The organism is Variovorax humicola, assembly GCF_037889915.1.
In the GTDB taxonomy this organism is placed as follows: domain Bacteria; phylum Pseudomonadota; class Gammaproteobacteria; order Burkholderiales; family Burkholderiaceae_C; genus Variovorax; species Variovorax humicola.
In genome coordinates this window covers 25,528-38,313 of the sequence record NZ_JBBKZV010000001.1, presented here as the reverse complement: position 1 = coordinate 38,313, position 12,786 = coordinate 25,528, and the positions used below count along the sequence as shown (strand labels likewise).

The window sequence follows — 12,786 nt, the reverse complement described above, 5'->3', positions numbered from 1 at the left end:
CGAGGGGGCACACCCAGCGGCCCGGCAAAGCCGGTTCCGCGGGGGAATTGAATCACCCCCGAAGCGCCTGCGGCGCCTCCCCCTCGAGGGGGCACACCCAGCGGCCCGGCAAAGCCGGTTCCGCGGGTGTCCACGAACAGACTTCGCCGTGCTCGTCCGGGTTTCATGCGTCGCGGGTCACACGACGCGTGGTGGAAACTGATATGAATGCAGGCGTAGCGTGCGGCGACGACTACCACTCGCCCAATCGCGCAACCAGAAAATCCAGGAAGCAGGCGATCCGCGCCGCCAGTTGCGTATTGCGGTAGTACACGGCGTTGATGGCCTGGCGAACGTCCACCGTGTCCTTGGTCAGCAGCTGGACCAGGTCGCCGCGCTGGCGATCGATGGCAGTCATGAAGTCCGACAGGCAGGCAATGCCCTCGCCCCGCAACGCCAGCACCCGCAGGGTCTCGCCGTTCGACGCGCTGATGGACGGCGTGATCGGCCATTCGTCGCCATGCGCGCCGCGCAGCGGCCAGCGGTTGAGGGATTCGGGGTGGCTGAAGCCGAGCAGTGTGTGCTGCGCGAGGGCTGCGACGTTCCTGGGCCGGCCGTTGGCAGCGAGGTAGGCCGGACTCGCGAGCAGGCGCAGGCGGCTGGTTGCGAGGGGCCGCGCGTGCAAGGTCGAGTCGCGCAACTCGCCGATGCGGATCGCGACATCGGTGCGGCGCTCCAGCAGGTCGATGTTGAGTTCGTCGGTATTCAGTTCGAGCGCGATCTGCGGATAGAGGCGCCGGAACTCGGGTACCAGCGGCACGACGGCATGCAGCATGAAAGGTGTCGCCGCGTTCACGCGCAGGCGGCCCGCGGGCTGCCCGCGGCGCGCGGCCATGTGTTCCTCGGCATCGTCGATGGATGCCAGGATCGCGCGCGTGTGAATCAGGAAGGCCTGGCCCTCTTCCGTGAGTTCGATGCGGCGCGTGGTGCGGCGAAGCAGCGTGGTGTCGAGCTTCTTCTCCAGTCGGCCGAGCGCACGGCTCACGCCGGAGACGGTCTGGCCAAGCTGGACGGCGGCGGCGGTGATGGAGCCGGTGCCGACCACGCTGGCAAAAGCCTGCAGTTCGTCGAGGGTCGTTTTCATTGTTGATTTCGAGTCAACAGTATTGTGAAGACTAGAGGGTTTTTCTGCAAAGAAGACTGGCCGACACTCCTGTCAATCCCACTGGAGTCCACTTCCATGCCCATTGCCCTCTTTGCGCTGACGCTCAGCGCCTTTGCCATCGGCACGACCGAGTTCGTGATCGTTGGCCTGCTTCCCACCGTCGCGGCCGACCTCGGCATCGGCCTGCCCTCGGCCGGCCTGCTTGTCAGCCTCTATGCGCTCGGCGTTGCCGTCGGCGCGCCGGTGCTGACCGCCCTCACCGGCAAGGTGCCGCGCAAGGCACTTCTGCTCGGACTGATGGCGCTGTTCACCGCCGGCAATCTGCTGGCGTGGCAATCGCCGAGCTACGAAACGCTGGTGGGCGCGCGCGTGCTCACCGGCCTCGCTCACGGCGTCTTCTTCTCGATCGGCTCGACCATCGCGACCGGCCTCGTCCCGAAGGACAAGGCTGCCAGCGCGATCGCGATCATGTTCACCGGCCTCACCGTGGCGCTGGTGACGGGCGTGCCGCTGGGCACTTTCATCGGACAGCATTTCGGCTGGCGCGAAACCTTCCTGGCCGTGTCCGCCCTGGGCGCGATCGCCTTCGTCGGCAGTTGGGCCTTCGTGCCGAACAACATTCGCCACACGCCGCCCGCTTCGCTTTCGCAACAGGCGAAGGTTCTGGCCGAGCCACGCCTGCTGCTGGTGTATGCAAAGACGGCGGTCGGCTACGGCGGCACGTTCATTCCGTTCACCTTCCTGGCGCCGATCCTTACCGAGGTATCGGGCTTCAGCGCCGGCTCGGTGGGCTGGGTGATGCTGGTGTATGGCGTGTCGGTCGCGGTAGGCAACATCTGGGGCGGCAGGCTGGCCGACCGAATGGGGCCGATCCCCGCGCTGCGGATCATCTTCGGACTGCTGGCCGCCGTGCTGCTGGTCTTCAACTTCACCGCCCCGCACAAGTGGCTGGCGTTGCTCACGGTGCTGGCCTGGGGCGCGGTCGCGTTCGGCAATGTGCCGGGGCTGCAGGTGTATGTGGTGAAGCAGGCCGAGCGCTTCACGCCGCAGGCGGTCGACGTGGCATCGGGCCTGAACATCGCGGCGTTCAACCTCGGCATTGCGGGCGCAGCGTGGGCCGGCGGCCTGATCGTCACGCACCTCGGCCTGATGCACACGCCATGGATCGGCGCGCTGGTGGTGCTGGTCTCCCTGGCGCTCACGCAGTGGAGCGGCGTGCTCGACCGGCGCAGCGGCATCCCGGTGCGCACCCACGGCCCCATTCCGGCGGGCCACTGAATCCCTCTCTTCTCGACAAAGGAACGACATGATTACCAACGACATCCCCGCCTTCGGCCTGGGCACCTTCCGGCTGCAGGGCCAGACAGTGATCGACTCGGTCAAGACCGCGCTGGCACTCGGCTACCGGCTCATCGACACGGCGCAGATCTACGGCAACGAGGCCGAGGTGGGCCAGGCCATTGCCGAAAGTGGTGTCGCGCGCAAGGAGCTGTTCATCACCACCAAGATCTGGACTGACAACTACCCGAAGGCCAAGCTCGCGCAAAGCCTGAAAGACAGCCTCGCCAAGCTGCGCACCGACCATGTCGACCTGACGCTGATCCACTGGCCATCGCCCGGCAACGCGGTACCGGTGGCCGAGTTCATGGGGGCGCTGGCAGAAGCCAAGGCCCAGGGGTTGACGCGGCGCATCGGCGTGTCGAACTTCAGCATCGACTTGATGAAACAGGCCATCGCGGCGGTCGGCGCGCCGGAGATCGCGACGAACCAGGTCGAACTGCATCCCTACCTGCAGAACCGCAAGCTCGCAGACTTCGCGCGCGGCCAGGGGATCGGTATCAGCTCGTACATGACGCTGGCCTATGGCAAGGTGCTGAACGATCCGGTGTTGCAGCGCATTGCGCTCGCTCATGGCGCGACGACGGCGCAGGTGGCGCTGGCCTGGGCGATGCAGTCGGGCCACGCGGTGATTCCGTCGTCGACGAAGCCGGCCAACCTTGAAAGCAATTTGCTGGCGCGAGCGCTCAAGCTGGACAACGAGGAGATGGCGCAGATCCGTGCGCTCGATCGCGGCGGGCGCCTTGTCAGTCCGGACGGGCTCGCGCCTCGCTGGGACCAGTGACACACCCCCGAAGCGCCTGCGGCGCCTCCGCCTCGAGATGACAAGGTGAACGGGCCGTCCACCAGCAGCAGCAAGACGAGCTTCATGGCCAACGCGGGCGTGGGCCTCGTCTGGCCCTTTGCCTGCTGGGGCCGCCTGGTGACCGACGTGCGCTACCGCTATGACGGCAACAAAGAGCGACAGGTTTGTAACAGCGGTGGGGTGAGCCAGGGCGTGTCCGGCAACCTGATCCAGGCCGAAGGCCGCGGCGAGACCGAGTTCAAGGTCACGCAAGCCGTTTGCAAGGCCCAGGGCAAGGCGAAGAAACGCAATGAACTCAGTGCCTGCCTGCAGCCGGATCGCCGCGTGGAAATCCGCGCCACGGGCGAGCAGCCGGGCTAGGCTAGCGTTCCTCCAGCACCGAAATGATGTTGCCCGCCGGGTCGCGGAACCACGCGATCACGGGGCCGCCCGCGTCTCGGCAGACGTCGTTGGAATCGGTCTCGAGCCCGGGCATGCTGTATGACTCGAAGCGCACACCCCTCTCCTTCAGTGCGGTCACGGTCTGGTCGACGCTCTTCACCGGAAAGTTGAGCACGGTATAGGTTGCCGGCGCGTGGTTCGGCTTGACGTACACCAGCACCTTGGTGCCGCTGCCGAGATGCAGGGTCATCAGGCCGTTGTCTTCCGACACGTCCAGCCCCAGCGTTTCGCCATAGAACGACATCGCAATGGTCATGTCGTCGACCGAATATCCGCTGAAGGCCTTGCTGTTTTTCAGCATGTCGTCTTCTCCTTTGACTTGCCCGGGCGAGCATAGCGCCCGGGCGCGATCCGAACAGGGTGGAAGTCGCCGCAAGATTCGGACCGCGCCTGCCGCCCGCCGGCGTCTGGGTCCGCGCCCACCTGGCGGCCGCGCCAACATTCCGTTGTTGCCTGCCGTGAGTAGACACCGGGTCGGGCGCCGCAATTGGGGTTATCCGCAGCGCCGGTCAATGCACGGCAAAGCACGCGCCGGCCACTCTCCCGATAATGGCGCGATGGTCCGCTCAAGCCAACAAATCCACCCGCCACGCACTCCCGCCCCCTTGCTGCCCGCCGCGACCGTGCTGCTGCTGCGCGACACCCCCAACGGGATCGAAGTGCTGATGACGCGGCGCTCCGACAACGCCAGCTTTGCGCCGGGCGCATATGTGTTTCCAGGTGGACGCATCGACGACAACGACGTCGAGGCGCGGCCGATTGCTTCGCGGCGGCGCACGCAAAGCCGGCTGCAGTTGACCCAATCGATTGCCGCCATCCGCGAGTGCTTCGAGGAGTTGGGCATCCTGCTGGCGCGCCACGCCGACGGTCGCATGGTCAGCGGCGCCGAGGTCGCGGCCATGGACCGCGGCAGTCCGCCGGCGATGACGCTGGCCGCCCAGTGCGCCGTGAAGGGACTGCGCCTGGCCTCCGACGAGGTGTTCACTTTCGCGCACTGGATCACCGACCGCGACTTGCCCAAGCGCTTCGACGTGCCCTTTCTGGTCGCGCGCATGCCCGAAGGCCAGGTGCCGGTGGCCGACGAGGCGGAACAGTTCGAACCCTGCTGGGTGCGTCCCGCCGATGCGCTGGAACGCCATGCGAAGAAACGCTTCTTCATGATCTTCCCGACCGTGCGCACGCTGGAGCGGCTGGCCACTTTCGACAGCGTCGACGCCGTGCTCGCCGTGTGCGCGCGCGAGCAGCCGATCTGGACCAGTTGCCCGCGCGGCGGCCTGCTGGGGGGCAAGGAAGTGCGCTTCATGGAGCATGAATCGCCTTTTGGCGAACTCGCGCTGGTCTGCCCCGACGGCCAGATGGTGCACACGCTCGACTGGCAGTGCGAGGAGCCCGTGCGCCTGCTGAAGAACGTCATGCGGCTGACCGCGCCCAACCCGGGCGCCATGACCGGGCCGGGCACCAACAGCTACATCGTGGGCGATGCATCGACCGGCTATGTCGTGATCGATCCGGGCCCGAACCACTTCGACCACATCGGGCGGCTGTGGCGCATCACCCAGGGCGACATTCGTGCAATCGTGTGCACCCATTCGCACGCCGACCATTCGCCGGGCGCACTGCCGCTGCAAGCGCTCTGCAAGAAGCAGCGCCCGCAGATCCTCGGCATGCCCTCGGCCAAGACCGCGCGCACGGCGGCACGCTTCACACCGGACCGGGCGCTGGCGAACCACGAGCGCATCACCTTGTCCGGGTCGTCGCCGCAACCAGAAGGCGGCATGCACCCGACGCACACCCTGCGCGTGATCCACACGCCCGGCCACGCGGCCAACCACCTGTGCCTGCTGCTGGAGGAAGACAGCCTGCTGTTCAGCGGCGACCACATCCTGAACGGCAGCACGACCGTGATCGACCCGCCCGACGGCAACATGACCGCGTACCTCCATTCGCTGGACCTGCTCGACGAGACCTGCCTGGCGCATGCCGTCGAGTTCATCCTGCCGGCCCACGGCTACGTGATCGGACAGGCGCGCACGGCCATCGCGAGGCTCAAGGCGCACCGCATGAAGCGCGAGGCCAAGATTGCCGCCGCGATGCGCCAGCAGCCCGACGGCACCTCCGAGGACTGGCTGCCGATCGCGTATGACGACGTGCCCAAGCGGTTGTGGCCGGTCGCGGCACGCTCGCTCCAGGCGCATGTGGAGCGCATCCGATCGATGTCGCAGACATGAAGCGCGCCGGCGCGGCTCAGGACGAAGAAGAAGGCGTCCGCCTGGCCAAGCGGGTGGCGGCGATGGCCGGCGTGTCGCGCCGCGAGGCCGAACTGCTGATCGAGAACGGCGCGGTGCGCGTCGACGGCCATGTGGTCGAAGTGCCGGCGCGACGCGTACGCGACGCGCAGCAAGTCGAGATCGCCACCGGCGCACGCCCGGTCGCCATCGAGCCGGTGACGCTGCTGCTGCACAAGCCCCCCGGCATTGCTTTCGATGCGCCGCTGGAAAAGTTGCTCATCGCATCGAAGCACAGCGAAAGCGACCGCTCGCAGCGCCCGCCGCTGCAGCGGCACTTTGCCGGCCAGCAATGCTTCACACCGCTGGAATCCGGCGCGAGCGGATTGATCGTGTTCACGCAGGAGCCGCGCGTGCAGCGCAAGCTGGTCGAGGACGCCGCCCTGATCGAGAACGAAGTGATGGTCGACGTGGCCGGCCTGGTCGACGGTGCCGCACTGCACCGGCTGAACCAATCGCCCGTGATCGACGGCCGCGCGATGCTTCCCGCCAAGGTCAGCATCGGCCGCCAGGTCGAGACCCGCACGGGCCTGCGCTTCGCCGTCAAGGGCAGTTGGCCGGGCCAGATCGCGCAGATGTGCGACATGGCCGGGCTGCGGATCCTGCAGATGAAGCGCATCCGCGTCGGGAGATTGCCGCTGGCGGGGCTGGAGGTTGGGGAATGGCGCTTCATGGCGCCGGGCGAGCGGGTTTGAAGCTCAGGCGGTGAGGTAAAGGGCGACGCGGTCGGTTGTCCAGGTGGCGATGCCGGTGCCGAAGAAGTCTGCATCTTCAGTCCACACGGGACGGCCGATGACCATCCGATACAGGAAAAGTGTGAAGCACGCCGATAAGCCGGATTCTGTGCACCGGGTTTGTCTTGCGACGCCCCCGGCGTGACCGCCATTAATCTGGGCCGCCGGTCGCCCGGTCGGCTCGATGCCACCTACCCGCCAGCTCAGCGGAACCACCTCGATACTGGCCTACTTGGTGTTGCTGCGCGCAGAGATTGCCCGTTTCACCCGATGCCGGGTTGCCCCGTCACCGACTCGTCTCTGTTGCTCTGATCCTCACCTCGCGGTGGAGAGTCGTTAACTCCTGCGCTGTCCTGTGCAGTCCGGACGTTCCTCCAGTGCGCTCTTTCGAGACTTGCACCAGCGGCGGTCTGGCGTGCTTCACGGGCTGCATTATCCCGCCACAATCACGGTCCACCGTTCGCTGACATTCCAGGAGCCCGAATTTCATGAAAGCCCAGAACATCCTCGAGACCATCGGCAACACGCCGCACATCCGCATTCAGCGCCTGTTCGCGGATGTGGCTCAGGCTGCGCAGCAGGTCTGGATCAAATCCGAACGCGCCAATCCGGCTGGCTCCATCAAGGACCGTATCGCGCTGTCGATGGTGGAAGACGCCGAGAAGTCCGGCGCGCTGAAGCCCGGCGGCACCATCGTCGAGCCGACCTCCGGCAACACCGGCATCGGCCTCGCGATGGTCGCGGCGGTGAAGGGCTACAAGCTGGTGCTGGTGATGCCCGACTCGATGTCGCTGGAGCGCCGCCGCCTGATGCTGGCCTACGGTGCCAGCTTCGACCTCACGCCGCGCGCGGGCGGCATGAAGGCCTCGATCGCCCGCGCCGAGGAAATCGTCGCCTCCACGCCCGGCGCCTGGATGCCGCAGCAATTCAACAACCCCGCCAACGTCGACGTGCACGTGCGTACGACGGCCGAGGAAATCGCGGCGGACTTTCCGGATGGCATCGACGTGCTCATCACCGGAGTCGGCACCGGCGGCCACATCACCGGCTGCGCGCAAGTGCTGAAGAAGAAGTGGCCGAAGCTCAAGGTCTTTGCAGTGGAGCCGGCTGCGTCGCCGGTGATCTCGGGCGGCCTGCCGTCGCCGCATCCGATCCAGGGCATCGGCGCCGGCTTCATCCCGAAGATCCTGGACACCAGCCTGCTCGACGGCGTGATCCAGGTCGATGCCGAACCAGCCCGCGAAATGGCCCGCCGCTGCGCACGCGAGGAAGGCTTGCTGGTTGGCATCTCCTCCGGCGCAACGCTGACCGCGATCGCGCAGAAGCTGCCCGAATTGCCGGCCAATGCAGTGGTGCTGGGCTTCAACTACGACACCGGCGAACGCTATCTTTCGGTGGAAGGGTTCTTGCCGAATTGAAGTGAATCACCCCCGAAGCGCCTTCGGCGCCTCCCCCTCCAGGGGGCGATACCAGCGGCCCGGCAAAGCCGGTTCCGCGGTATCCCTGGCATTTGATGGCGCCGGTTTCATGCGTCGGGGGTCATGCGACAGCGTGGTGGAAAACTGAGATGCGGATCCTGTTGGTCGAAGACGAGGCCGACCTGGCGGCCTGGCTTGTGCGCGCGCTGAAGCAGCGCGGCTTCCTGCCCGACCGGGCGCCCGATGCGCGTACGGCGCAAGCCTTCCTGGCCGCCACGGAATACGACGTGATCGTGCTCGACCTGCGCCTGCCGGACATGTATGGCCTGACGCTGCTCGCCGCGCTGCGCGACGAAGGGAGCCGTCTGCCGGTGCTGGTGCTCACGGCCGAGGGCTCGATGCAGGAGAAGGTGCGCGCGCTGCACATCGGCGCCGACGACTTCCTGACCAAGCCGTTCGCGGTGGAAGAACTGGAGGCGCGGCTGACGGCGCTGGTGCGGCGCAGCCGTGGCCGCCAGCATCCGCGGCTGCGGTGCGGCACGCTCAGCTATGACGGCGAGAGCCGCGCCTTCACGCTCGCCGACACGCTGCTCGCGCTGACGCCGCGCGAGCATGCCGCGCTGATGGCCCTGCTCACGCGCAGCGGCACGCCGGTCAGCAAGTCGCAACTCGCGGGCAAGGTCTTCCCGCTGGAGAGCAACGTCGGCCCCGACGCCATCGAACTCGTGCTGCACCGCCTGCGCCGCAAGCTGGCCGATGGCGACGTGCGCATCGTCACCGTGCGCGGCCTGGGCTACATGCTCGAAGCCACGGCGCCAGCGCCTCCCGGCGCCTGAACCCGCGATGGCTGCCTTCCGCCGGCCCGGCATCCGCTCGCTGCTGCTGGCGCTGCTGTTGCCCGGCATCGTCGCCGTGCTGGCGATCGACGGCTGGATCGACTACCGCGCCGTGTCGCAGATCGTGCAGGAGGCCTACGACCAGGCCCTGCTGGAACCGGTGCAGGCGCTCGACGACAGCGTGCACCTCGGGCCCGACGCCAGGCCACGTGCCGATGCGGCGTTCTCGGTGGAGTCGATGTTCGAGGTGACGCGCTCGCGGCACAAGTACCTGCACATCGTCGTGACGCATGGCGATGACGCGCCGCTGACGCTGATCGGCGTCGACGACCTGCCCCCGCCGCCGCCCGCCGCCGACGGCAGGCCGGTGTTCTACGACGCGGTCTATCGCGACGCACCCCTTCGCGTGGTGGCGTTGCGCCGCACCCTGCAGGGCGCCGATGCGCAACCGTACCGCGTGCTGAGCCAGGCCGCGGAAAGCATCGGCCCGCGCCAGCAGGCCGGGGCCGAGGCCTGGCACCAGGCAGTGTGGAGCAGCGTGCGGCTGGTTGGTGTGATGGTGCTGCTGGTGTTCATCGGCGTGGCCTGGGCGCTGCGCCCGCTGGAACGCCTGCGCCGGTCATTGAGCGCACGCACGCCGGCGCAACTGGAGCCGCTGGATGCGCGCGAGGTACCGCACGAGGTTGCGCCGCTGGTGGAAGCGGTCAACCACCACATCGCCGATCACAGGCGCATGCTGGCGGACCAGTCGCGCTTCCTGGCGGACGCCTCGCACCAGTTGCGCACGCCGCTCGCGATCATGCTCACGCAGGCCGGCTATGCGGTGCGCGAGCACGAGGCCGAGCCGATGCGCGAAACCCTCCATGCCATCATCGACCAACTCACGCGCGCGCGGCGGCTGAGCGAACAACTGCTGGCGATGGCGCACGCGAGCGACACCCACACCGCCGACGGCACCCTGCCGCGCCCGATATGCGACCTCAACGCGGTCGCACGCGCAGTCGTCCTGCAATACCTGCCGCTGGCACGCGAGAAGAACCAGGACCTGGGGTGGGTCGACGTGCGCGGCGACATGGCGACCGACGACGACGCACCCGGCAGTCCTCCCGTGGCACCCGTCGCCGCGCATGCGGCAGAGATCCACGAGGTGCTGGCGAACCTGGTGCACAACGCCATCAAGTACACGCCCGCACATGGGCAAATCACGGTGTCGGTTCGCCTCGTGGATGGATGGGCGCAGGCGCAGGTGTGCGACACCGGGCCGGGCATTGCCGCCGGGCGCCGCGCCGAGGTGTTCGAGCGCTTTCATCGCGGGTCGGCGGAAGACAGCCGAGACACCCGGGGCGCGGGCCTCGGACTGGCCATCGCGCGGGCCTATGCCGCGCGCAACGGCGCTGAAATCCTGCTGGCCGACGGCCAGGATTCACGCGGGCTCTGTGCCTCATTGCGGCTTCGGCTCGCATCCGGCAGCAACGTACGTGATAACACGTATTTTGAAGGCGGGCGCGCCCACTGAAAGGCGATTGGAAGCCTCGATTCCTAGACTGCCCCTTCACAGGCGTGCGTCCCGTACGCCTAGAAGGAGACATATGCAACGCCGATCAGGCCATTCGGGCATCAGCCCACGGGGGCTCCCATGAAGCCCAGAACCTTCAAGAAAGACTACTACGGCGGTGCGCTGCTGATGGTGACCGGAGTGATCGCCGCCTGGGTGGCCGTCGGCTACAAGGTCGGCACGCCGGCGCGCATGGGCCCGGGCTTCTTCCCGCTGGCCATCGGGGTCCTGATGGCTGTGACCGGCCTGCTGATCGCGTTGTCCGCACGGGGCGACGCCGCCACCGAAGACGGCTCGCTGCCGGGGCACGGCCATTCGCATGGCACCCCCGACCTGCGCGGCTGCATCTGCATCGTCGGCAGCGTGCTGGCGTTCCAGTTGCTCGGCGAGTATGGCGGCCTGGTGCCGGCGACGTTTGCCATCGTGTTCATCTCGGCGCTCGGCGACCGCACGAACACGCTGTTCCAGGCCTTCATGCTGTCGATGGCGATGTGCATGATCGCGGTGGTCGTCTTCTGGTGGGCACTGCAATTGCAACTGCCGCTGTTCCGCTGGGGAGGCTGACATCATGGGACAAGCGCTCAACGACCTCTGGTACGGCTTCGGCATTGCCTTCCAGGGCACCAACCTGCTCTGGTCCTTCTTCGGCGTTCTGGTCGGCAACCTGATCGGCGTCCTGCCCGGCATGGGCGCGCTGCAGGCCATCTCGATCCTGCTGCCGCTCACCTACGCGATGCACCCGGTGCCCGCCATCCTGATGCTGGCAGGCATCTTCTACGGCTCGCAGTACGGCGGCGCGATCGGCGCCATTCTGCTGAACATGCCCTCGCACCCGCCGCATGCGGTGACCTGTCTCGACGGGTATCCGATGACGAAGAAGGGCAAGGGCGGCACGGCGCTGGGCATCACCATGATCGCGTCGTTCTTCGCGGCGTCGGTGGGCATCATCGTGATGATCTTCGCCTCGCCGCTGCTGGTGGCGGTGGCCTTCAAGTTCGGGCCGGCGGAGATCTTCTCCATCATGCTGCTGGGCCTGCTGGCGGGCTCCACCATGTCGCGCGGCTCTCCGCTCAAGGGCGTGGCGATGACACTGTTCGGCCTGCTCTGCGGCATCGTGGGCACCGACGTCAACTCGGGCAGCTTCCGCTACTCGATGGGCATTCCGGAACTCAGCGATGGGCTGGAACTGGTCGCGATGTCGATGGGCTTGTTCGGCGTGGCCGACTTCCTGCTCAACGTGAACCGCATGGCCTCGATCGATGCCGACGCCAAGCTCAGCATCCGCGACATGCGCCCGAGCATGGCCGAGTTGAAGGAATCGTTCTGGCCGATGGTGCGCGGCACCGCGGTCGGCACCATCTTCGGCGCGATGCCGGGCACCGGCCCGACCATCACCACCTTCATCGCCTATGCGCTGGAGCGAAAGATCTCGAAGACGCCGGAGAAATTCGGCACCGGCATGATCGCCGGCGTGGCCTCGCCCGAAGCCTCGACGCACTCGAAGACGCAGGTCGACTTCATCCCGACCATGAGCCTGGGCATTCCGGGCGACGCGGTGATGGCGCTGATCCTCGGCGCGCTGATGATCCAGGGCATTGCGCCCGGCCCGCAACTCATCACCGAGCATCCGGACATCTTCTGGGGCCTGATCGCCAGCTTCTGGATCGGCAACGTGATCCTCGTGATCCTCAACGTTCCGATGATCGGCGTGTGGGTGAAGCTGCTGCGCGTGCCCTACAAGTACCTGTTCCCGGCGGCCATGTTCTTCATTGCGGTGGGCGTGTTCAGCACGCAGAACAGCCTGTTCCACATCTGGGAGGTGCTGGCCTTCGGCCTCATCGGCGCGCTGCTGATCTGGCTCGACTTCTCGGCCGCGCCGATCCTGCTGGGCTTCGTGCTCGGGCCGATGGTGGAAGAGAGCTTCCGGCGCGCGATGCTGCTGTCGCGCGGCGACGTGGCGGTGTTCGTGGAACGGCCGATCAGCTGCGCCTTCATCATCCTGTCGGCGCTGCTGCTCATCGGTGTGACCTGGTCGAACCTGCGCGGGCGCAAGAAGATCGACGAGTTGATGCCGCACAACGTGCCGGACGGAATGGCCGTGGATACGGGCGAAGTCTGATCGGCGGCTGAACGCTTCTCGTCGATCCAGGAGGCCGGCAGCGCGCGTAGCGCTGGCCGGCCTTTCCTGCTTTCTTACAATGGCGCCCCGGCCACAGCCACCTGCCCGATC

At 67.1% G+C, this 12,786-nt stretch carries 13 protein-coding genes and 1 other RNA gene; 10 read left to right on the top strand and 4 right to left on the bottom strand.

The window, feature by feature from the left end; genetic code table 11:
* Positions 1-232: 232 nt before the first annotated feature.
* A complete protein-coding gene (locus tag WKW80_RS00170; protein ID WP_340361513.1) occupies positions 233-1,123 on the bottom strand; it encodes a LysR substrate-binding domain-containing protein in 891 nt (296 codons plus the stop codon).
* A 96-nt stretch (positions 1,124-1,219) separates the two neighbouring features.
* Between WKW80_RS00170 and WKW80_RS00165 the strand changes: the two genes are divergently transcribed.
* Genes WKW80_RS00165 through WKW80_RS00155 form a run of 3 tightly spaced genes read left to right on the top strand, consistent with a single transcriptional unit; the run spans position 1,220 to position 3,647 of the window.
* On the top strand, positions 1,220-2,422 hold the full coding sequence (locus WKW80_RS00165; RefSeq protein WP_340361512.1) for an MFS transporter: 1,203 nt from the start codon (positions 1,220-1,222) through the stop codon (positions 2,420-2,422).
* A 28-nt stretch (positions 2,423-2,450) separates the two neighbouring features.
* A complete protein-coding gene (dkgB, locus tag WKW80_RS00160; RefSeq protein WP_340361511.1) occupies positions 2,451-3,266 on the top strand; it encodes a 2,5-didehydrogluconate reductase DkgB in 816 nt (271 codons plus the stop codon).
* Between the two features lie 45 nt (positions 3,267-3,311).
* Positions 3,312-3,647, top strand: coding sequence for a hypothetical protein (locus WKW80_RS00155; protein ID WP_340361510.1), 336 nt, complete (start codon positions 3,312-3,314; stop codon positions 3,645-3,647).
* A 1-nt stretch (position 3,648) separates the two neighbouring features.
* Here WKW80_RS00155 and WKW80_RS00150 read toward each other — a convergent pair whose 3' ends face one another.
* Positions 3,649-4,029: a VOC family protein gene (locus WKW80_RS00150; RefSeq protein ID WP_340361509.1), complete on the bottom strand. Its 381-nt coding sequence runs from the start codon at positions 4,027-4,029 to the stop codon at positions 3,649-3,651.
* 256 nt (positions 4,030-4,285) lie between these two features.
* Between WKW80_RS00150 and WKW80_RS00145 the strand changes: the two genes are divergently transcribed.
* On the top strand, positions 4,286-5,956 hold the full coding sequence (locus WKW80_RS00145) for an MBL fold metallo-hydrolase (RefSeq protein ID WP_340361508.1): 1,671 nt from the start codon (positions 4,286-4,288) through the stop codon (positions 5,954-5,956).
* Positions 5,953-6,708, top strand: a complete 756-nt coding sequence (locus WKW80_RS00140) for an RNA pseudouridine synthase (protein ID WP_340361507.1) — start codon at positions 5,953-5,955, stop codon at positions 6,706-6,708. Before WKW80_RS00145 ends, WKW80_RS00140 begins: the two co-directional genes overlap by 4 nt.
* 3 nt (positions 6,709-6,711) lie before the next feature.
* Here the strand turns inward: WKW80_RS00140 and WKW80_RS00135 are convergent, their stop codons facing one another.
* Together WKW80_RS00135 and rnpB are read right to left on the bottom strand one after the other, a co-directional pair.
* A complete protein-coding gene (locus tag WKW80_RS00135) occupies positions 6,712-6,813 on the bottom strand; it encodes a PIN domain-containing protein (protein WP_340361506.1) in 102 nt (33 codons plus the stop codon).
* Positions 6,814-6,827: 14 nt separating this feature from the next.
* Positions 6,828-7,169: RNase P RNA component class A (gene rnpB / locus WKW80_RS00130), an RNA gene on the bottom strand.
* A 66-nt stretch (positions 7,170-7,235) separates the two neighbouring features.
* Here rnpB and cysK point away from each other — a divergent pair.
* The 5 genes from cysK (at position 7,236) to WKW80_RS00105 (ending at position 12,675) form a co-directional block, all read left to right on the top strand.
* Positions 7,236-8,165, top strand: coding sequence for a cysteine synthase A (cysK, locus tag WKW80_RS00125; RefSeq protein WP_340361505.1), 930 nt, complete (start codon positions 7,236-7,238; stop codon positions 8,163-8,165).
* Positions 8,166-8,314: 149 nt separating this feature from the next.
* The gene (locus WKW80_RS00120) at positions 8,315-9,001 is read left to right on the top strand and encodes a response regulator (protein WP_340361504.1); all 687 of its coding nucleotides are present in this window, start codon (positions 8,315-8,317) and stop codon (positions 8,999-9,001) included.
* Positions 9,002-9,008: 7 nt separating this feature from the next.
* Complete coding sequence (locus tag WKW80_RS00115) at positions 9,009-10,517, top strand: sensor histidine kinase N-terminal domain-containing protein (protein WP_340361503.1); 1,509 nt, start codon at positions 9,009-9,011, stop codon at positions 10,515-10,517.
* Positions 10,518-10,637: 120 nt separating this feature from the next.
* Positions 10,638-11,120 (top strand): tripartite tricarboxylate transporter TctB family protein, encoded by a 483-nt coding sequence (locus tag WKW80_RS00110; RefSeq protein WP_340361502.1) that lies wholly within the window; start codon positions 10,638-10,640, stop codon positions 11,118-11,120.
* 4 nt (positions 11,121-11,124) lie between these two features.
* Complete coding sequence (locus WKW80_RS00105; RefSeq protein WP_422822826.1) at positions 11,125-12,675, top strand: tripartite tricarboxylate transporter permease; 1,551 nt, start codon at positions 11,125-11,127, stop codon at positions 12,673-12,675.
* Positions 12,676-12,786: the final 111 nt, after the last annotated feature.

Bases quoted from the DNA above. Each gene is read 5' to 3' on its own strand.
- WKW80_RS00140 (WP_340361507.1), top strand. From the start codon at position 5,953: ATGAAGCGCGCCGGCGCGGCTCAGGACGAAGAAGAAGGCGTCCGCCTG.
- WKW80_RS00165 (WP_340361512.1), top strand. From the start codon at position 1,220: ATGCCCATTGCCCTCTTTGCGCTGACGCTCAGCGCCTTTGCCATCGGC.
- WKW80_RS00145 (WP_340361508.1), top strand. From the start codon at position 4,286: ATGGTCCGCTCAAGCCAACAAATCCACCCGCCACGCACTCCCGCCCCC.
- WKW80_RS00110 (WP_340361502.1), top strand. From the start codon at position 10,638: ATGAAGCCCAGAACCTTCAAGAAAGACTACTACGGCGGTGCGCTGCTG.
- WKW80_RS00135 (WP_340361506.1), bottom strand. From the start codon at position 6,813: ATGGTCATCGGCCGTCCCGTGTGGACTGAAGATGCAGACTTCTTCGGC.
- WKW80_RS00170 (WP_340361513.1), bottom strand. From the start codon at position 1,123: ATGAAAACGACCCTCGACGAACTGCAGGCTTTTGCCAGCGTGGTCGGC.
- WKW80_RS00120 (WP_340361504.1), top strand. From the start codon at position 8,315: ATGCGGATCCTGTTGGTCGAAGACGAGGCCGACCTGGCGGCCTGGCTT.
- dkgB (WP_340361511.1), top strand. From the start codon at position 2,451: ATGATTACCAACGACATCCCCGCCTTCGGCCTGGGCACCTTCCGGCTG.
- cysK (WP_340361505.1), top strand. From the start codon at position 7,236: ATGAAAGCCCAGAACATCCTCGAGACCATCGGCAACACGCCGCACATC.
- WKW80_RS00105 (WP_422822826.1), top strand. From the start codon at position 11,125: ATGGGACAAGCGCTCAACGACCTCTGGTACGGCTTCGGCATTGCCTTC.
- WKW80_RS00150 (WP_340361509.1), bottom strand. From the start codon at position 4,029: ATGCTGAAAAACAGCAAGGCCTTCAGCGGATATTCGGTCGACGACATG.
- WKW80_RS00115 (WP_340361503.1), top strand. From the start codon at position 9,009: ATGGCTGCCTTCCGCCGGCCCGGCATCCGCTCGCTGCTGCTGGCGCTG.